Below are 19052 nucleotides of genomic sequence, written 5' to 3'. Positions count from 1 at the left end.
TTCTGCTATCCGGGCGTAGCGGACAGCGCCGGAAAGCCACCATGAACAAGTTTGACAGGCCCGAGACCTTCGATACCGAGGCGCTTCGCAAGAAGGTCTCCGAGATCCGAACGACCGCCGACGGGAAAAAGGCCGGCGACCCTACGCCGCTCAATCCGCTGGCGCGCCAGATCGCACTCCAGTTCCGGGCCGATACCTATTCCCCGTCGATGATCACCGGTCTCATCCGGCTGCTCGACCTCTGCGCGCTGTTCGCGATCGGCTATGCCATCAATACGCAATATGTCCGCCCTCCGCTCCAGGACCTGCCGGTCTACCTCGCCATTCTCGCCTTCGGTTCGGCGCTTGCCGTGATCGCCATGCAGATCGCCGATACCTATCAGGTGCCGGCGCTCAGGGCCTGGCTCCGGATGACGCCGCGCATCCTGGCCGCCTGGACTGCGACATTCGGCACCATCGCGCTCGTCCTGTTCTTTCTGAAATGGGGACATCTCTATTCGCGCGTCTGGGTCGGCGGCTGGTTCGTCGCCGGCGCGCTCTTCCTGGTCGCCGAACGCGCCTTCATCGCCTATTCGATCCGGCATTGGTCGCGCAACGGCACGATGGAGCGCCGCGCGGTGATCGTCGGCGGCGGTGCCCCGGCACGAGACCTGATCCGCACGATCGAGCACCAGCCGGATAACGACATCCGCATCTGCGGGATCTTCGACGACCGCGACGAGCGGCGCTCGCCGCATGTGATCGCCGGCTACCCGAAACTCGGAACCGTCGACGAACTCGTCGAATTCGCCCGGCTCGCCCGCATCGACATGCTGATCTTCTCGCTGCCGCTGACGGCGGAGAAGCGCATTCTCGAACTCTTAAGGAAACTCTGGGTGCTGCCGGTCGACATCCGTCTCGCCGCCCATGCCAACAATCTGCGCTTCCGCCCGCGCAGCTACTCGCATGTCGGCGAGGTGCCGATGCTCGACATTTTCGACAAGCCGATTGCCGATTGGGATTCCGTCGCTAAGCGGTGCTTCGACGTCTTCTTCAGCATCGTGGCGCTCGCCCTGCTTTGGCCGGTGATGCTGGTCGCCGCGCTCGCGGTCAAGCTCACGTCGCCTGGGCCGATCATCTTCAAGCAGCACCGCCACGGCTTCAACAACGAGATCATCGAGGTCTACAAGTTCCGCTCGATGTACACCCATTTGAGCGATCCGAGCGCCCGCAACGCGGTCTCCAAGGGGGACCCCCGCGTCACCCCCGTCGGCCGCTTCCTGCGCAAATCCTCGATCGACGAGCTGCCGCAGCTCGTGAACGTGCTGAAGGGCGAGCTCTCGCTTGTTGGGCCGCGCCCGCATGCCGTTCTCGCGCAAACGCACAACCGCACCTATTCGGATGTGGTGGAAGGCTATTTCGCCCGCCACCGGGTCAAACCTGGCGTCACCGGCTGGGCGCAGATCAACGGCTGGCGGGGAGAAATCGACAACGACGAGAAGATCCGTTTCCGCACCGCCTTTGACCTCTACTACATCGAGAACTGGTCGCTGCTTCTGGACCTGAAGATCCTGTTCCTGACGCCTTTCCGGCTGCTCAATACGGAAAACGCGTATTGATCGCCACCACCTCCCAGCCGGCCGTCATCCGGCCCCAGCTCGCCGCGGTTTCGATCATCGGCTCCGGCCTGGTGACGATCGGCGTTTTCCTCTCGGGCTTCGTCATCGCGGAGCCGGCGCCCTACGAGGTCTTCATGGCGGGCCTCATCGGTCTCTGGTCGCTCTTCGGGCTGAGGATTTCACGCCGCGTCGCTCCCCTCCTGGCCCTGCTCGTACTGTTCATGGTCGGCGGCATGCTGTCGCTGACGGTGATGACCGAACTCGCCACGGCACCGATGTACATGGCGGTCTCCGGCTTCCTGGCACTGACCGCCGTCTTCTTCGCTGCGATCATCGAAGACCGTCACCAGCGACTGCGGTTGATCTTCAATGCCTGGGTCTCGGCTGCCGTGCTCACGGCCCTTCTCGGCATTCTCGGCTATTTCGGCGCAATCCCGGGAGCCGCAAACTTCACCCTCTACGACCGCGCCAAGGGTGCCTTCCAGGACCCGAACGTCTTCGGGCCGTTTCTCGCCGCGCCGGTGCTCTATCTGGTACACGGCCTGCTGACGGAACCGATCCGGCGTGCTCCGCTCAAAATCGCCGGCCTGCTCGCCCTCACGCTGGGGGTGTTCCTCTCCTTCTCCCGCGCGGCCTGGGCGCTCAATCTCTTCTGCGTGGTCGCGCTGGTCTTCGTCATGCTCCTCAAGGAGCGCAGCGGACTATTCCGGCTGAGAATTCTCGTGCTCGCACTCTGCGGCGCCCTTTTCGTCATGGCGGCCCTTGTCGCCGCCCTGCAATCGGAACAGGTGGCAACGCTCTTTTCAAGCCGCTCCCAACTCGTTCAGGATTACGACGGCGGCCACCTCGGGCGTTTCGACCGGCACCGGATCGGCTTTATGATGTCGATGGAGAGGCCGCTCGGCATCGGCCCGCTGATGTTCGGCGCGATCTTCTTGGAGGACGAGCACAATGTCTGGCTGAAAAGCCTGACGTCCTACGGCTGGATCGGCTTCGTCGCTTATATTACGCTGATCGCGTGGACGCTCACGCTCGGGTTTCGACTTCTTCTGCTCGACCGGCCTTGGCAGCCCTATCTGATGATCGCTTGGGTGACGCTTATCGGCCATGTGGGCATAGGCAACGTCATCGATACCGATCACTGGCGGCATTTCTATTTGCTTCTCGGCATCGTCTGGGGGTGCGCCGCACTCGAATATCGCAATCGTCGGCAGGCCGTGCCGATGAGATCACCTTCGCGATGACGAAACAGGCAGGTGTGGGTCTGAGACACACGGACGCGGTCGACGCAGGAAAGCGTCGTCGGCAGATCGCATGTTCAAGTCAAGGCGGAAAGCGGGCCTCGAAGGCAAAGACGCCCGGCGAGACCCGCATTCGCCGCTCTCCTGGCTTATTCTTCGGCGGTCGGTTCGTCTTGCTGCAGCTTCCGCTGCTGCAGGAGAAGCTCGTCGGCCGGCTTGGACTGTTCGGTCTCTGTCACGCTGGCTGTCGTGATCTCCTTGTCCACCGGATCCGCCGAGGCTGTGGTGTTGTGGCCGAGGCACGCGGCTGACGCTGCGGTCGCAGAAAGCGCGAGGGCGGCTGCAAATACGAGGATGCGCTTCATAGGGCTTCTCCTGTTGTTGCAGGCCGTAGTGTATCTGCGCCCCTTGCGCCGACCAAATCACAAAACCGTTCGCTCCACTGCTTTCGGCGGATCCCCAGTTTCTCAACAGCTGCGGAAGGACCGGCGAAATTCCATTTTCCCCTTGCGCCGCTCTTATGTTCCGACTAATGAGAGCGGGCTTGTAACGAAGCGGGTCGGAGCGTAGCGCAGCCCGGTAGCGCACTTGACTGGGGGTCAAGGGGTCGCTGGTTCGAGTCCAGTCGCTCCGACCATTTATTTCCTAAAATCAAGGCTTAGCCTGTCCCTGCCGCAGTCGCCCGTTGCAAGGACAATGGCTGTCGCGGCCCTCAGATCGAACGGATTGCCAGCGAATTCAGCAGCCAAGCCGAGTCGATCGAGATATCGATGCTGACGTCATTGAGCAGCGCCCAGATACGATCGGCAATGCCGACATAGACCCAGAGTTCGCGGCCGGCCGGGAAGGCCACGTCCGTGAACAGGTTGATGATCCGTCTTTCGCCCGGGAGTGCCTGGACGCGGGTGCCGGGGAAGCTCTCGCCGTCGCCGCGGCAGTCGAGACCGGAAATGAACCATTGGTCGCTGACCTCGTTGGCCGGATCGATGTCGTCCCAGTTCCAGAACACCGCCATCACGAGTCTGCCGCGCGTCGTGGCATGGAAGTCGGACCATCCGAACTCGTCATAGGTCGAGATATGATGGCGGCATACGAGGGCCGTGAGGTCGGCCTTGACCTGCAATATGCCGGTACGAAGTGTCTTGAAGGGAACGAGATAGCCGTTCTCCCGATAGGCGCAGAGGAGGTCCACGTCGGACGCGTCGTCGTTGCGGGCGACGAGCTTGGATCCCATGCGGGCGGCGCAATCGAGATAGGACCTGTTCTCGACGATCGCTCCGTCGCCGGTTGCCTGGTTCTGGTCAAGCCGGTCCCAACAGCCGCCGAAATGCGGGTAAAACAGCTTTTCCTTGTCCGGATCGGGAGCGACGTAAACGATCGGCGGCTGGACCAATGCGTCGGCAAGGCTTCCGACCACCGATTCATGGAAGTGAAAGGCACTGTAGCCCTTCACCAGTTGACCGAACTTGTCATAGGCCCGGTCATGCAGCCCCTTGACCGCCTTCAGGTCGACCTCGGCGTTTCTCGCCTCGATCAGCGACTTGTATCTTAGTCCGGGCCCGCGGGGATCATCCCGCCTTCCGCCCCGTGCAGCGCTTGTCAGCCTGTCGCGCAATGCGGCCGGAAAGACCTGCCGCCGCTCTTCGCTGAACGACTGCCGCAGCGCATCCAGCCTGTCCACCGTCGCGCGCCACTCGTCCTTCTGACGGCGTTGATAAATCGCCTGAAGCCGATCCAGGACCTCCGGCGCCGACCGATCCGGTCTCGTGCGTTCAATGTGGTCAGCTATTTGCATGGCTTCCTCCCATGGTTGCGAATGCCGGCGCCGCCCGACCCGCGAGAGGTCGGATCGGCCCAGTGTATTTTGCCATGGAGTGCCCGCTTTGCGTGTTACCTTTGGAACCCCGCTTGCGGGCCGGCGGATCCCGTCACTTCCGCGGCTCGGGCCGCGACGCGATGAATGCGCCCAGTGCGAGCATGATCGTCGCAACGATGGATGCTGGGATCATGCTGGGTTGGGCGCGGAGCCAGAAGAATGCGAAACCCAGCGCCATCAGCGACAAGGCACACATCTTTGCCCCACGCGATATCGCACCATCCTCTCGCCAATCGCGCAAAGGCTGCCCAAACAGGGGATGATCGAACAGCCATTGTTCGAGACGCGGAGAGGATCGGGCAAAGAGCCAGGCGGCCAGGAGCAGGAAGGGTGTCGTCGGCAGAAGCGGCAGGAATATGCCGACGACGCCGATGCCGACCATGACCCAGCCGAGGCCGAGAAGAACAGGGCGCATGGGAAGGTTACTCGCTTCTCCTTGTCAGGCCATCAACCTGCGGGAGATTTTCTCGGCATCCTGTGGGGTCGGAGCCGGCCTGTCAATGCGAGAGGATTGCTATTGCCGCCGGACCGGTCGCCGCGCAGCCTCGGCCAGCAATTCGCCAACGCCCTAGTGGGAGAAGATCGCCTCTACCTCGGCGCTTTGCTCCGGCTCGGCGAGTGACGACGACGATGCTTTGGTCGGCCGACAACGTGCTATCGCACCTGGTCGAGCAGGCGCTTGCACTCCAAAAGATCGTAAAGCGCTTCCTGCAGCAGCGCCCTGTCCTCCTTGCTGACGGAGGTCTTGCCGATCGAAATCTCCGCATCGTCGCTGCTGGCGCCGAAGGAGAAGAAGCGCCGAGTGGCTGGGGCCTTGGGGCGGCCGACGATCTGATCCTCGTCGGCGACGCCGACCTTCGGCGCCGGCGGTTCTTCGTGGCTGGAGGCCGCGAGCGCCTCGACGGTGGCGAGATCGCCGCTCGCGATCGCGGCGACGAACTTGTTGCCATTGGCCTTCAGAAGCTTCTGCACGCCCTTGATCGTATAGCCGTGGTCGTAGAGCAGGTGGCGAATGCCCTTCAGCAGATCGACGTCCTCGGGCCGGTAGTAGCGCCGGCCGCCGCCGCGCTTCATCGGCTTGATCTGCTGGAAACGGGTTTCCCAGAACCGCAACACATGCTGGGGCAGGTCGAGTTCGTCGGCGACCTCGCTTATGGTGCGGAAAGCGTCCGGGCTTTTTTCCATATCGTCCCCATCCCCATATTCATGCGAAGCAAGCAGCCGCATCACTGGACAATTGCGCGATGATCGCACGAATCAGGCCTGTTTCAATGGCTTATGGATGGGTTTTCAACCACATTTGTGATTGTGGCCGTGCCTCAGGAGCCCGCTCCGGCCTGCTTCTGCTTGGCCTTCCGGCTGAGATGCGCCTTCAAGACCCGCTGTTTCAGCACATTGGAGGCCTTGAACGTCATCACCCGGCGCGGCGAGATCGGCACTTCCTCGCCCGTCTTCGGGTTCCGGCCGATGCGCTCGTTCTTGTCGCGGACCTGGAAGGTTGCAAACGAAGACAGCTTCACGCTCTCGCCACGCACGATTGCGTTGCAAATCTCGTCGATGACGGTCTCCACCAATTCGGCAGACTCCGTTCGAGACAAACCGACCTTGCGAAATACCGACTCAGCCAAGTCTGCTCGCGTAACTGTTTTTCCGCTCATCTTCCCCCACCGATGTCTGGCTCGCCGATCAGCGATGAAAGACTATTGCCCTTGCCTTTTTCGGTCAAGCGCCTGCCGTCATTCAATTTTTTTACCAGCGGATGAGAACGGAACCCCAGGTGAAGCCACCACCCATGGCTTCGAGCATCACCAGGTCGCCCTTCTTGATGCGCCCGTCGGAGGCGGCGGCGTCGAGGGCGAGCGGGATGGATGCGGCGGACGTGTTGCCATGCAGATCGACGGTCACCACAACCTTATCGTTTGGAATGCCGAGCTTCTTCGCCGACCCGTCGATGATGCGCCGATTGGCCTGATGCGGCACCAGCCAATCGACGTCCTCGGCCGTCATTCCCGTGGCCTCGAAGGCGGCCTCGATCACGTCGGTGATCATGCCGACCGCATGCTTGAAGACCTCGCGCCCCTCCATGCGGAGGTGGCCGACGGTGCCGGTCGTCGAGGGGCCGCCGTCGACATAGAGCTTGTCGCCATGGATGCCGTCGGATCGCAATTGCGCCGTCAGCACGCCGCGATCGGCATTTGTGCCCTCGCCCTTTTGTGCTTCTAGGATGATTGCGCCGGCACCGTCGCCGAAGAGCACGCAGGTGGTGCGATCCGACCAGTCGAGGATGCGCGAGAAGGTCTCGGCACCGATCACCAGAGCGCGCCTGGCAAGGCCGCCGCGGATATAGGCGTCGGCCGTCGCCACCGCATAGACGAAGCCGGAACAGACCGCCTGCAGGTCGAAGGCCGCCCCGTGGCGCATGCCGAGACGGTTCTGGATATTGACCGCCGTCGCGGGGAAAGTGTTGTCGGGCGTCGAGGTCGCGACGATGATCAGATCGAGATCATCGGCGGTCATGCCCGCCCTCTCGAGCGCCGCGCGCGCCGCTCCCTCGCCGAGCGAGGCGGTCGTTTCGCCCTCGCCGGCAATGTGGCGCTGGCGAATGCCGGTCCGCTGCACGATCCATTCGTCGGACGTCTCGACCTTGGATTCCATTTCCTTATTGGTCATCACTCGCTTCGGCAGCGCTGCACCGAAGCCGCGAACGACAGAACGGATCATCTAATCAAACCTCTTCAATCATGCCGGCGGCAGGGCTTCGGTCGGCTCGGCGCCGTGATAGCGTGCGAGGTCGGCCTCGATCTTGGCCTTCAGGCCGTTCTTCACCATATCGTAGCCGACGTCGATCGCGGCGGCGAAGCCTTCCGCATCGGTGCCGCCGTGGCTCTTGATGACCACGCCGTTGAGCCCGAGGAACACGCCGCCATTAACCTTGCGCGGGTCCATCTTCTCGCGCACCCGATCGAAGGCAGCCTTGGCGAAGACATAGCCGATCTTTGCAAGAAGGGTGCGCGACATGGCGGAGCGCAGATATTCGGCGATCTGGCGGGCCGTGCCCTCGGCCGCCTTCAGCGCGATATTGCCGGAAAAGCCTTCGGTGACGACGACGTCGACGGTGCCGCGACCGATGTCATCGCCCTCGACGAACCCGTAATACTCAATGCCCTCGATATTGGCCTCGCGGATGAGCCTGCCGGCTTCCTTGACCTCCTCCTGGCCCTTGATCTCCTCGACGCCGACATTCAGCAGGCCGACGGAAGGACGTTCGACCTCGAAGAGGGCGCGGGCCATGGCGCCGCCCATCAAGGCGAAATCCATGAGTTGCTGCGCGTCCGCGCCGATCGTCGCGCCGACATCCAGCACGATGCTCTCGCCTTTCAGCGTCGGCCAGATGGCGGCGATCGCCGGACGCTGAATACCTTGCATGGTGCGAAGGCAGAAGACCGACATGGCCATCAGCGCACCCGTATTGCCGGCCGAGACCACCACATCCGCCTCGTCGGCATTGATGGCGTCGATCGCCCTCCACATGCTCGACTTGCCGCGGCCGCGCCGCAGCGCCTGGCTCGGCTTCTCGTCCATGCCGACGGCGATCTCGCAATCGTGAAAAGTGCTGCTTGCCTGAAGCTTCGGGTACTTGGCCAAGAGTTCGGCGCAGCGCGCTTCCTGGCCGAACAGGACGAACTTTATATCCGGGTGACGTTCGAGTGCCCTGGCAGCACCCGGGATGACGACCTCCGGACCATAGTCGCCCCCCATAACGTCAAGTGAAATTCTGACCACGCGTGTCTTATCCCTTCTTCCCGCCACGCGACGCATTCCGCCCCTGCGCAGTCCCTACGCAACGGCGATTCGTCCTTCCCTCTGACACTTGGGCCAGCATGCAGCGTGTCGGCACCACGGCCCCCTCGGCTGAAGTCGGGCCAAAATACTGCTTTTCGTCTGCGTGACAACCGAATTGTAAGCCCGGCCGATTCCGTTTCAATCCTTTTTAAGATCCTTGAGGACCGCGAACGGGTTGGGCCGCTTGTCATCGGCCGCCGAGCTTTCGATGCGCTCGCCGAAGACGGCCCCGTCCTTGCGGGGATAGGGGTCGATCGCAAGCGCCACATGCTCGCTGACGACCACGCCCACGTCGATCGTGTCGCCGGTGAAGGTATCGGGAATGTCCGGACCACCCGGGTCGAGGATCATCTCGCCGCCGTCGTTGTCGGCTTGGCGCGCCAGGCGTGAGCCCTCCGGCACGAAGATCGCCTCAACCGGCTCGGAGATCCCTGCGGTGACGGGCTCGAGCGTGACGACGCAGGTCTGGACGAGTTCGGCCTGCACCTCGCCCTTGATCTTCACGCCATCCTTCTTCCAGCGTCCGATCTGCAAGTCCGCGACCAGCGAACGGACCTCGTTGACCTTCCAAAGTTCCGCCAGCGCCCGCCGCTCGGCGTCGTTGGCGGACAGGCGGACGCTGACCGGATTGGCCGAGATATGCCCTACCCTCACCGGGTAGGAAAATGCCGGTTTGCTTTCGTGCTTCATGACAAGATCCTTCCTGCAGCGCCGCGTCTTTACCGATGCGCAGATGCCGCTGCGTTGGGGGACGCCTATTGGCTCCCGGCCGGCGGTACGCGCAACTGTCCCGTTTCGACCAGCTCTTCCGGGACTTTCGCGAAGGCGGCCTCTATGGACATCAGGTAGCGCGCCAAGCCTGTCATCGCCGGCGCATCATCTTGCTGCGGATGAAAGTTGCGCTGCAATGCATTGGCAAGCGCGTGCCTGTCGCCGCCGTCGAGCGCCGTCGCATAGGACTCGAGGCGTCCGTAGAACATGCCGGCGAACTTCTTCATCTTCTTCGGCACGCTGACGTCGCCGACGCCAAGCTCGCGGATCGAGTGGTCGACATCCTCGAAGAAGGCATCGACGATCTCCTGGGCGATTTCCTGGCCGGTGCGGGCCGAGGCGCGGGTCCGACGGAAATAGAGAATCAGGATCGCTGACAACATCTCGAAACGGCCCATCACCGTATCGGGCACATCGAGGTCGGTATAGAGAAACGGCTGGCGCGCCGCCGCGGTCAGAAGGCCATACTGGCGCTCCACAATCGCAATGTTGCCGCTTTTTTTCTTGAACAGTCCAAAAATCATAACAAAGCCCAACCGTGGCTTTCTCGAATCCGTGGGCACGCGCCCATGACGTTATTGCATGATAGCCGAAGCTGGTTTACCGAAGCAGGCACGAATTGCAATGGCGCATATGCCATCGTTACTCCAAGGGGAGCAGTCGTTGACGAAGCGGTATCTGACAACAAACCTGAAAGTTCTTGGCCGTGCCGTGGTCGTGGCTTCCCTATGCACTGCAGTGCTTGCCGGCTGCCAGGCGGCGAATGTCGGTGAAGTCCTGCACCAGGGCTATGTCGTCGATCAGGAAACCCTCAATCTGGTTCCCGTCGGGTCGAGCCGCGAACAGGTGCTGCTGTCGCTCGGCACCCCCTCGACGACGGCGACCTTCGACAACGAGGTGTTCTACTACATCTCGCAGAAGCGAAAGCGTCCTGTCGCCTTCATGAAGCCCAAGCTGATCGACCAATCGATCCTCGCGGTCTATTTCGACAAGGAAGGCGTCGTCAGCCAGCTTGCTCATTATACGATGAAGGACGGCAAGGTCTTCGACATGCTGTCGCGCACGACGCCGACGGGCGGCAAGGAGACGAGCTTCCTCGGCCAGCTCTTGACCGGCCCAGGTGCCGGACAAGCCGCGGCGCGCAACCTGTTCAAGAACTTCGGCAACAACTGACGGAAATCCCGCTCACGCAATGGCCCGCGGAACTCAGTTCCGCGGGCTTTTCGTTGAAGGCTGATACCGTCAGGCAAGCACGGCGAGCAGCAACAAGGCTACGATATTGGTGATCTTGATCGCGGGGTTGACGGCCGGACCGGCCGTGTCCTTGTAGGGATCGCCGACGGTGTCGCCGGTGACCGAAGCCTTGTGCGCCTCCGAGCCCTTCATGTGGCGCGTGCCGTTCTTGTCGACGAAGCCGTCCTCGAAGCTCTTCTTCGCATTGTCCCAGGCGCCACCCCCGGAGGTCATCGAGACCGCCACGAACAGGCCGTTGACGATGACACCGAGCAGCGAGGCACCGAGCGCCGCGAAGGCCGAGGCCTTCGAGCCGGAAATCAGCAGCACGCCGAAATAGACGACGATCGGCGCCAGCACCGGCAAGAGCGACGGAATGATCATTTCGCGGATCGCCGCCTTGGTCAGCATGTCGACGGCGCGGCCATAGTCCGGCCGATCCTTGCCTTCCATGATGCCCGGCTTCTCCTTGAATTGACGGCGCACTTCCTCGACGACGGCGCCCCCTGCCCTGCCGACGGCGGTCATGGCAATGCCGCCGAAGAGATAGGGAATGAGACCGCCGAATATCAGGCCGGCGACGACATAGGGGTTCGAAAGGTCGAACGAGATCGTGCCGACGTCGGCGAAGTAGGGATGCTTGTCGCCATTCGCCGCGAAAAACGCCAGATCGTTGGAATAGGCGGCGAACAGCACCAGCGCACCGAGCCCCGCAGAGCCGATGGCGTAGCCTTTGGTCACGGCCTTCGTGGTGTTGCCGACCGCGTCCAGGGCGTCGGTCGACTTACGCACCTCGGGCGGCAGGTGCGACATCTCGGCAATGCCGCCGGCATTGTCGGTGACCGGTCCGAAGGCATCGAGCGCCACGATCATGCCCGCCAGGCCCAGCATGGCGGTGACGGCGATCGCGGTGCCGAAGAGACCGGCGAGCTGATAGGTGGTGATGATGCCGCCGACGATGACGATCGCCGGCAGGGCGGTCGATTCGAGGGACACGGCGAGACCCTGGATGACGTTGGTGCCGTGGCCGGTCACCGAGGCCTGCGCAATCGAGTTCACGGGCCGCTTGTTCGTGCCGGTATAATATTCGGTGATCACGACGATGAGCGCGGTGACGACCAGGCCAATGATGCCGCAGACGAACAGCGCCCAGCCGGTGACGTCCTGACCCGCAACGGTTCCGATCGAGCCCCAGCCGATCGTCAACGATGTCGCTGCGCCGAGGCCGAGGATCGACAGTGCGCCGGTTACGATCAGACCTCGATAGAGCGCCCCCATGATCGAGCCGTTGGTGCCGAGCTTGACGAAGAAGGTGCCGATGATCGATGTGATGATGCAGGCGGCGCAGATCGCCAGCGGATAGGTCATGACCGTCGCGAGCACCGGCGCACCGGCGAAGAAGATCGATGCGAGCACCATGGTCGCCACCACGGAGACCGCATAGGTTTCGAAGAGGTCCGCCGCCATGCCGGCGCAGTCGCCGACATTGTCGCCGACATTGTCGGCGATCGTCGCCGGATTGCGCGGATCGTCTTCGGGAATGCCGGCTTCGACCTTGCCGACGAGGTCGCCGCCGACATCGGCGCCCTTGGTGAAGATGCCGCCGCCGAGACGGGCGAAGATCGAGATCAGCGAGGCGCCGAAGCCAAGTGCGACCAGCGCATCGATAACCTCGCGCTCGGCCGGTTCATGGCCGAGGCCGACGGTGAGAATGAAGTAATAGACCGAGACGCCCAGCAGAGCGAGGCCGGCCACCAGAAGACCGGTGATGGCACCGGATTTGAAAGCAATGTCGAGACCGGAGGCGAGACTGACCGATGCGGCCTGGGCCGTGCGGACATTGGCCCTGACCGAAACATGCATGCCGATGAAGCCGGCCGCGCCCGAGAGCACCGCGCCGATCAGGAACCCGATGGCGGCCGCACTCGAGAGCAGAACCCATGCGGCGATGAAGACGACGACACCGACGATGGCAATGGTTGTGTACTGACGAGCGAGGTAGGCCTGTGCCCCCTCCCTGATAAAACCTGCGATCTCCTGCATGCGGGCATTCCCCTGGTCGGCGGCCATCACCGACTGTGTCGCCCAGATGGCATAGGCCACTGAAAGCAACCCGCATGCGATAACGCCCAACAATATGGTCATTTCGCATTATCCTCCGTTAAAACCCGCGGCCTCAACTCCCTGCCGCCGGCCCCTCTTTTCCGCGAATCGCACGCGCCTCCTCAAGCGGCATGCTCCCACGGCGCGGCCAGAGTGCGGTTGCGAATGTGGATCGTCAAGCCCCTGAAAATGCGAAAACATCGGGGTCGTGAGGCTCATGTTTCCCGGCGAAGGACAGCGACTTCAGGCTGCGGCCCTTTTGCCTGCACGCATCAGGAGAAAGAGAAGCACAAGGCAAAAGCCCGCCACCGGCCAAATGACGGCATTGAGCATGTCCCAGCCGTAGACGGCCAGAACCTTCCCGGAGGCGAAGGACGAGCCGGCAACGGTGGAAAACAGCACGACGTCGTGGAAGCCCTGGACCTTGTCCGCCTCGTGCGGACGGTAGCTCTGGGCGACGATCGCCGTCGCGCCGATGAAGCCGAAGTTCCAGCCAAGCCCGAGGAGAACGAGCGCGCCCCAGAAATTCCAGAGCGCCACGCCTAGATGAGCGACGGCCGCACAGCCCATGAGCAGCAGGAGACCGCAGGCAACGACGCGCTCCGCGCCGAAGCGGCTTATCAGCCAGCCGGTGGCGAAGCTTGGAGCGAACATGGCAAGCACGTGCCATTGGATGCCGAGCGTGGCGAGATCGCTCGAAAAGCCGCAGCCGACGACCATGGCGACCGGAGCGCCGGTCATCATGAAGGTCATCAGCGCATAGGAGGAGATGCCGCAGACCATGCCGGTCAGGAAGCGCTGGCTGCCGGCGATCTCGCGAAGCGGGCGGGCGGGTAGGCCTGCTTGCACAGACGCCGCCGCCGTCGTTTTCGGCAGCCGCAGCGGCATGAAGAAGAAAAGGGCGAAGAGGCAGATGGGGATCAGCGCGACGAAAGCGCCGGCGAACCACACCGGTGCGAAGTAATCGCCGGCGAAGATGACGATCTGCGGTCCAAGCACTGCCGAAAGGATGCCGCCGCCCAGAATCCAGGAAATAGCCTTCGCCTTGTAGAAGGAAGGCGACGCATCCGCGGCGGCGAAACGCAATTTTTGGGTAAAGCCGTTCGAGGAGCCGAGCATGGCGAGGCCGGTGGCGAACAGCCAGAAACTCTCGCGGAACAAAGCCGCGGCGGTAACAATGCCGCCTATCGCGGCAATCACCGCGCCGATCATGAAGGCAAAGCGCCGTTCGACCGTGCGCGACAGGATCGCCACCAGGATGACGCCCATCGCCATGCCGACATTGAAGGTGGTCAGGGGCGCGGTCGCGAGCGACTTGTCGTCGCCGAGCAATTGATGGCCGGCAACGCCGCCGACGGCAAAGCTGATGGGCCCGATGACGCCGAGCAGCGCCTGGGCGACAGTAAGCAAAAGGACGTTGCGGCGGGCTTCGCGAAGGACGGTTCCGATGTCTTCCGAAGCCGCAACAAGCATCAGGGCTATTTCCGCCGCTCGCCGCGGATCTGCTTGGCGATCCTGTCGAGAACGGCATTGACGAGCTTCGGCTCCTCGTCCTCGAAGAAGGCCTTGGCGATCTCGACATATTCGGTGACGATCACCGGCACCGGCACGTCCTTGCGCTCCAGCAATTCGAAGGTGCCGGCGCGCAGGATGGCGCGGACGGTGGAATCGAGCCGCGACAGTGCCCAATCGTCCTGAAGGGCCGATCCGATCAATGGGTCGAGCTTGCGCTGGTCGCGCACGACGCCGGAGACGATCGCGCGGAACCAGGAGGCGTCCGCCTTCAGGTAGGTCTCGCCGTCAAGTTCCTGGCCGAGGCGATGCGCCTCGAACTCGGCAACGATCTCGAGCACGCCGGTTCCGCCGACTTCCATCTGGTAAAGCGCCTGAACGGCCGCAAGACGCGCCGCGCCGCGCTGGTTGACCTGCTTCAGCGGCTGATCCGGGGGTGTGTTCGTCACTGTTCTGCACTCAGCTTGTTTTTCAGTTCGATCATGGTAAGCGCGGCGCGCGCCGCAAAGCCGCCCTTGTCGCCTTCCGACCGGCGGGCCCGCGCCCAGGCCTGCTCCTCATTCTCCACCGTCAGAATGCCATTGCCGAGCGCGAGGCTCTCGCTGACCGCAAGATCCATCAAGGCGCGCGCCGACTCGTTGGCGACGATGTCGAAATGATAGGTTTCTCCGCGGATCACCATGCCGAGCGCGACGAAACCGTCGTATTCGGTGCCGCCTTCGTCGGCGCCGTCGAGCGCCATGGCGATGGCCGCGGGGATTTCCAGCGCCCCCGGGACCGTGACGATGTCATAGGCCGCACCGGCTGCGTCGAGCGCATGTTTCGCTCCGTCGAGCATTGCATCCGCCATATCGTCATAGAAGCGCGCTTCCACAATCAGGATGCGGACGGGCTTGGTCTTCGCCATGGATCACCTGTCTTGAAAATATCGGCCGGCCTTGGCCGGCGCAGGCGGCGGTCAAACCACGGCCTGCACAGAATGGCAAGCAAATTCCTCTATCAGGAGGCCATTTGCCGCGCCATGTTCCTCTTTGGACTATCCCGATGACAGTTCCGACATATACTAGCCTTAAAACCTCAAGTATATTGCGGCCGATTCTACAAGGTGAAGCTGTTCATGCTGCGGAAGGCCGCCGCGGCCGGGAGGAGAGCCATGACGGAAGACAGAAAACCGATGGTCAGCCTCAAGGAGCTCGCCCTCGACCATTGGCGCCGCGGCTCCTTCTTCGAATCGCGCGACGCTTCCTTCGGCGCGCTTCTCGGCCTGAAGGAGCTCGGCATCAGCTATGGCGAGGTACCGCCCGGCAAATCCGGCTGCCCCTTTCACAACCATCATGTCGAGGAAGAACTGTTCGTCATTCTCGAGGGAGAAGGCACATACCGCTTCGGAACGGAACGCTTTGCCGTCGGGCCCGGCGACGTGCTTGGCGCACCGGCCGGCGGCCCCGAAACGGCCCATCACCTGATCAATACCGGGACGCTGCCGCTCAAATATCTGTCGATCTCCACGATGGCGGCGACGGAAATCTGCGAATATCCCGATTCAGGCAAGTTCCTGGCGAGAACCCGGCGGCCCGGCACGGGCGAGGCTTCGTTCGACTTTATCGGCCGCCCGCATTTCGTTGTCGACTACTGGGACGGGGAGCCCGGGGCTCAGGTTCAAGATCCGATACCATTTCCCCCATCAGCCAAACCGGAGTGAAAATGCATCGTGTGCCCGTGATCGAGACCGAGCGGCTTCTTCTGCGTCCCTACCGTCGGGACGACTTTCCTTCCTACAACGCGCTCTTTTCAGACGAGGAGGTGACACGCTACGCGGGCGGCGTTCCCTACACGCGTGAACAGTCCTGGACGCGCTTCTTGCGTCAGGTCGGCATGTGGCACTATTTCGGCTTCGGCTTCTTCGCCCTCCAGGATAAGGAGAGCGGTGCCTTTATCGGTGAGGCCGGCTTCCATGACCCCCACCGCCAGATCACACCGTCGCTCGAGGGAACGATGGAGATGGGCTGGGCGCTTTCTCCAAAGAGCCATGGCCGCGGCCTTGCGTCGGAGGCCGTCTCCGCCGCGCTGGCCTGGGGCGACCGAGAGTTCCCCGCCCTCAGAAAGACCTGCATCATTGAGCCCGGCAACGAGGCCTCGATCCGGGTCGCGCTCAAGCACGGCTTCAGGGAATTCTGGCGGACGACCTATCACGGCAGGTCGATGCTCATGTTCGAACGGCGGTGGACGGGCACGGTCTGAAAGCCCACTTCTTCGCCGGCCTCCTCAACTCGGCGAACATGAAAAATTTTTAATGATTTTTCAGCGACTTACGTCATGGAAACGGCCACATTCCGGCCCAGTTTCCTAACCGTTGGCACGGCGCGGCACCCGAGAGCAAAAGGGCAAACGCCGCCTCAACCAGTCGAAACAGTCCAGCACCCCTTCGCTGCGGATGGTCCCACCCGCAAACGGCTTGTGCTGGCCATGCGGAGCTCGTCAGGACGGCTCGGCAATCGCAACGGGTCATGCGTTCGATTGCCGGTCCGGGCAGCAGCCGCGAACCAAAGGAGCGTGACAATGAACCGCTTTGCGACTTTTTCCGTCATCGCCGCCCTCTCCACATTGAGCTTCGGCGGCATCACCTATGCCACCGACGCCAAGATGAACTGGCCGAGCCACATCGACCAAAGCGTTCGCGCCTTCAAGGGCGACAATGTCAGGATCATCGATATCGACACTTTGAAGCAGGAAAGCCAGACCCGAATGTGGATCGATGAGGCATCGGCGCAGCAACGGGCCGCCCTGTTTGCCGCAGTCGAAGCCAACAAGCCGCTGGCGACCAAGCTGAAGGCGCAAAATGTCGAGATGAACAACATCGCCGGCGCCGAGGAAGCCGCCGACGGCGGCCTGACGATCTACGTACGCTAAGCGAGCACCCGACAGAGCAGGCTAGGCAAGCATGTCCGGTTCTTGCCTGTGGCCCGGCTCTGTGAATGATCCCGGGTCGTTTTTCGACCCGGGATCATTCACGACGCCAGTGCGAAGCTTGACCTCTTACCCCTGCCGTTGGATTTTTCCAGACACTTTCCAATTGTGCAGCGGGCAGAGTATAGTTCGCCAGCAGCTCGACTGCTGAGAGGGGAGCGCCAATGAGTGGAAAGCTTGGGCAGCGCTTGGGCAGGTTCGTGGGGCTGGATCAGCCTCCTACTCTCACCACTCGTTATTTACAGTTGGCAGAAATCTCCGGCAGCCGACACTGTTGGGACGGCTCCGAGGCCGCAGCGCCTGTCCGAATGGAAACCAGCAACGGCTACCTGCTTTGTCTTCAGCGGCGCGAACTGCCCGCAATCCCCTATTGGGTAAACGGAAAGCCGGTGTCCATGATGCCGCTAAATCGAGGGCAGTTTCTCTTTCTCGATCTGAACGAGGAGCATGCCTCCGTAACGCGTGGCACCGTGGACTGCGTCTCAATGTACGCGCCGCGTGCAGCGATCCGGCAGTTCGAACACGAGCACGATATGAAGTCGGTGGGCGAGCTTAGAACGGCCAACGGCGTGGCCTTTAGCGATAACGTCATCAGACATCTCGGAGCATGCCTTGCACCTGCATTCGAGCGCCCAGAGACGACGAGCCGCCTTTTCGTCGATTACATCGCTTTGGCGCTGCTCACGCACCTCACCACCCACTATGCAGAGAATCCTGCCGTCGCGCGTCCGATAGGAGGACTGGCACCGTGGCAGGAACGCCGGGCAAAGGAGATGTTACTGGCCCATTTGGACGGAAAGATCGGCCTTGATGAACTCGCCCGCGCCTGTCGGCTCTCGCGCAGTCATTTCGCCCGCGCCTTCAAGGCCACGACAGGATCGTCTCCTCTGCAGTGGCTGCTCGGCCGACGCATAGAACGCGCACAGGAACTCCTCGGCAATTCAGAGTTGCCGATCGAGCAGATCGCAAGTCGCTGTGGCTTTACGGATCAAAGTCATCTCACCCGCAGTTTTGTCAAAGCCATGAATGTAACGCCAAGCCATTGGCGCCGCCTGCGTCTCGCGTAGCAAATCGAGCCTCTGGCTTATGTGCTGCTATCGGGGCGGTACTTCGCACGGCTCGGAGACAGCACTCTCGTGCAAGAAACAGCACTCCGATCACTGGCGGGCGTCAAGGAAACGAATAGCTTTTTCATCCGAAGCCGCGGGGATCGCGGTTCAGACCTGCATGTTCATAGGATCGCAGCCGTTTCACGGCATTCTCAGGAGAATCTGATGATCAATCGGCAGCCACCATCAACCAATGCAGAAGCAGCTTCGCCTCCCTTCCCGGCCATCGTATCGCGCCGGGCGGTGCTGCAAATGGCCGGAGGCGCCGCTTCGCTCGCGACGATTCCCACTGTCGCCGCCCAGCCCGCTCCTCTCCCAGGCCAAACCGGCAATGCACTCGAGCGGGTCCGTTTGGTCGTCAATGGCGATGCACGAGAACTTGAGCTCGATCCTCGTCAGTCGCTGCTTGATGTCCTGCGGGAAACTCTTGACCTGACCGGAACGAAGAAGGGCTGCAACCAGGGCGCCTGTGGTGCCTGCACTGTTCTTCTCAACGGCAGGCGGGTCGTTTCCTGCCTGACGCTGGCCGCCATGCACGACGGCGCCGAGATCACAACAATCGAGGGTCTTTCCAGGGGCGAGGAGCTTCATCCGCTGCAGGCAGCTTTCATCGAGCATGACGGGCTGCAATGCGGCTACTGCACACCCGGCCAGATCATGTCGGGCGTCGGCTGCATCGCGGAAGGCCACGCCGGCTCGCCTGAAGAAATCCAGTTCTGGATGAGCGGCAATATCTGTCGGTGCGGCGCCTACCCCGGCATCGTCGCGGCAGTAGCGGATGCTGCGGAGAGGAGCTGAC

General features: G+C 62.4%; 21 protein-coding genes and 1 tRNA gene. 9 read left to right on the top strand and 13 right to left on the bottom strand.

The genetic code is table 11. From position 1 onward, the window contains the following. Nucleotides 1–41 precede the first annotated feature (41 nt). Both CO664_RS17240 and CO664_RS17235 read left to right on the top strand, forming a co-directional pair. The gene (locus CO664_RS17240) at nucleotides 42–1598 is read left to right on the top strand and encodes an undecaprenyl-phosphate glucose phosphotransferase (protein ID WP_037414038.1); all 1557 of its coding nucleotides are present in this window, start codon (nucleotides 42–44) and stop codon (nucleotides 1596–1598) included. Beyond that, on the top strand, nucleotides 1595–2842 hold the full coding sequence (locus tag CO664_RS17235; protein WP_097539431.1) for an O-antigen ligase family protein: 1248 nt from the start codon (nucleotides 1595–1597) through the stop codon (nucleotides 2840–2842). The genes CO664_RS17240 and CO664_RS17235 overlap by 4 nt, the downstream gene beginning before the upstream one ends. Nucleotides 2843–2988: 146 nt before the next feature. On the opposite strand, the gene CO664_RS17230 is transcribed toward CO664_RS17235, so the two are convergent. Continuing rightward, the gene (locus tag CO664_RS17230; protein ID WP_037414035.1) at nucleotides 2989–3204 is read right to left on the bottom strand and encodes a hypothetical protein; all 216 of its coding nucleotides are present in this window, start codon (nucleotides 3202–3204) and stop codon (nucleotides 2989–2991) included. A gap of 195 nt (nucleotides 3205–3399) precedes the next feature. On the opposite strand from CO664_RS17230, the gene CO664_RS17225 reads away from it, so the two are divergent. Then, a tRNA-Pro gene (locus CO664_RS17225) sits at nucleotides 3400–3476 on the top strand. Nucleotides 3477–3551: 75 nt separating this feature from the next. On the opposite strand, the gene CO664_RS17220 is transcribed toward CO664_RS17225, so the two are convergent. The 8 genes from CO664_RS17220 to CO664_RS17185 form a co-directional block, all read right to left on the bottom strand. Further along, complete coding sequence (locus CO664_RS17220; RefSeq protein ID WP_097539430.1) at nucleotides 3552–4634, bottom strand: hypothetical protein; 1083 nt, start codon at nucleotides 4632–4634, stop codon at nucleotides 3552–3554. Nucleotides 4635–4767: 133 nt separating this feature from the next. After that, nucleotides 4768–5130, bottom strand: a complete 363-nt coding sequence (locus tag CO664_RS17215; protein WP_097539429.1) for a YbaN family protein — start codon at nucleotides 5128–5130, stop codon at nucleotides 4768–4770. A 239-nt stretch (nucleotides 5131–5369) separates the two neighbouring features. Then, nucleotides 5370–5900 (bottom strand): MerR family transcriptional regulator, encoded by a 531-nt coding sequence (locus tag CO664_RS17210; RefSeq protein WP_097539428.1) that lies wholly within the window; start codon nucleotides 5898–5900, stop codon nucleotides 5370–5372. A 134-nt stretch (nucleotides 5901–6034) separates the two neighbouring features. Further along, a complete protein-coding gene (locus tag CO664_RS17205; protein WP_037414032.1) occupies nucleotides 6035–6373 on the bottom strand; it encodes an integration host factor subunit alpha in 339 nt (112 codons plus the stop codon). 91 nt (nucleotides 6374–6464) lie between these two features. Then, entirely contained in the window at nucleotides 6465–7436 is a 972-nt protein-coding gene (locus CO664_RS17200; RefSeq protein WP_097539427.1) for a beta-ketoacyl-ACP synthase III, read from the bottom strand. A gap of 18 nt (nucleotides 7437–7454) precedes the next feature. Beyond that, nucleotides 7455–8498 carry a phosphate acyltransferase PlsX gene (gene plsX, locus CO664_RS17195; RefSeq protein ID WP_097526454.1) on the bottom strand — a complete coding sequence of 348 codons (1044 nt, stop codon included), beginning with the start codon at nucleotides 8496–8498 and terminating at the stop codon, nucleotides 7455–7457. Between the two features lie 198 nt (nucleotides 8499–8696). Next, complete coding sequence (locus CO664_RS17190; RefSeq protein ID WP_097526455.1) at nucleotides 8697–9248, bottom strand: DUF177 domain-containing protein; 552 nt, start codon at nucleotides 9246–9248, stop codon at nucleotides 8697–8699. Between the two features lie 65 nt (nucleotides 9249–9313). Beyond that, nucleotides 9314–9853: a ubiquinol-cytochrome C chaperone family protein gene (locus CO664_RS17185; protein WP_037414027.1), complete on the bottom strand. Its 540-nt coding sequence runs from the start codon at nucleotides 9851–9853 to the stop codon at nucleotides 9314–9316. A 139-nt stretch (nucleotides 9854–9992) separates the two neighbouring features. Here CO664_RS17185 and CO664_RS17180 point away from each other — a divergent pair, with 139 nt between their 5' ends. Continuing rightward, complete coding sequence (locus CO664_RS17180; RefSeq protein ID WP_083853857.1) at nucleotides 9993–10502, top strand: outer membrane protein assembly factor BamE; 510 nt, start codon at nucleotides 9993–9995, stop codon at nucleotides 10500–10502. A gap of 69 nt (nucleotides 10503–10571) precedes the next feature. On the opposite strand, the gene CO664_RS17175 is transcribed toward CO664_RS17180, so the two are convergent. The 4 genes from CO664_RS17175 to CO664_RS17160 all read right to left on the bottom strand — a co-directional run bounded on the left by CO664_RS17175 (nucleotide 10572) and on the right by CO664_RS17160 (nucleotide 15084). Next, nucleotides 10572–12707, bottom strand: a complete 2136-nt coding sequence (locus tag CO664_RS17175; RefSeq protein ID WP_037414025.1) for a sodium-translocating pyrophosphatase — start codon at nucleotides 12705–12707, stop codon at nucleotides 10572–10574. 201 nt (nucleotides 12708–12908) lie between these two features. Further along, the gene (locus CO664_RS17170) at nucleotides 12909–14138 is read right to left on the bottom strand and encodes an MFS transporter (RefSeq protein WP_037414023.1); all 1230 of its coding nucleotides are present in this window, start codon (nucleotides 14136–14138) and stop codon (nucleotides 12909–12911) included. 5 nt (nucleotides 14139–14143) lie between these two features. Then, on the bottom strand, nucleotides 14144–14626 hold the full coding sequence (gene nusB / locus CO664_RS17165) for a transcription antitermination factor NusB (RefSeq protein WP_037414021.1): 483 nt from the start codon (nucleotides 14624–14626) through the stop codon (nucleotides 14144–14146). Then, nucleotides 14623–15084, bottom strand: coding sequence for a 6,7-dimethyl-8-ribityllumazine synthase (locus tag CO664_RS17160; protein WP_097539426.1), 462 nt, complete (start codon nucleotides 15082–15084; stop codon nucleotides 14623–14625). The genes nusB and CO664_RS17160 overlap by 4 nt, the downstream gene beginning before the upstream one ends. A gap of 246 nt (nucleotides 15085–15330) precedes the next feature. Here CO664_RS17160 and CO664_RS17155 point away from each other — a divergent pair, with 246 nt between their 5' ends. The 5 genes from CO664_RS17155 (at nucleotide 15331) to CO664_RS17135 (ending at nucleotide 19051) form a co-directional block, all read left to right on the top strand. Beyond that, entirely contained in the window at nucleotides 15331–15879 is a 549-nt protein-coding gene (locus tag CO664_RS17155) for a cupin domain-containing protein (protein WP_097539425.1), read from the top strand. 2 nt (nucleotides 15880–15881) lie between these two features. Continuing rightward, entirely contained in the window at nucleotides 15882–16418 is a 537-nt protein-coding gene (locus tag CO664_RS17150) for a GNAT family N-acetyltransferase (RefSeq protein WP_097526459.1), read from the top strand. A 318-nt stretch (nucleotides 16419–16736) separates the two neighbouring features. Then, nucleotides 16737–17087 (top strand): hypothetical protein, encoded by a 351-nt coding sequence (locus tag CO664_RS17145; RefSeq protein WP_097526460.1) that lies wholly within the window; start codon nucleotides 16737–16739, stop codon nucleotides 17085–17087. Between the two features lie 221 nt (nucleotides 17088–17308). Then, complete coding sequence (locus CO664_RS17140; protein ID WP_097539424.1) at nucleotides 17309–18211, top strand: AraC family transcriptional regulator; 903 nt, start codon at nucleotides 17309–17311, stop codon at nucleotides 18209–18211. A 207-nt stretch (nucleotides 18212–18418) separates the two neighbouring features. Then, complete coding sequence (locus tag CO664_RS17135) at nucleotides 18419–19051, top strand: (2Fe-2S)-binding protein (RefSeq protein ID WP_234820275.1); 633 nt, start codon at nucleotides 18419–18421, stop codon at nucleotides 19049–19051. Nucleotide 19052 lies beyond the last annotated feature (1 nt).

This window comes from Sinorhizobium sp. NG07B, assembly GCF_002532005.1.
In the GTDB taxonomy this organism is placed as follows: Bacteria; Pseudomonadota; Alphaproteobacteria; order Rhizobiales; family Rhizobiaceae; genus Sinorhizobium; species Sinorhizobium fredii_C.
The sequence above is the reverse complement of the archived record's forward strand: the minus strand, read 5'-3'. Positions and strand labels throughout refer to the sequence as shown.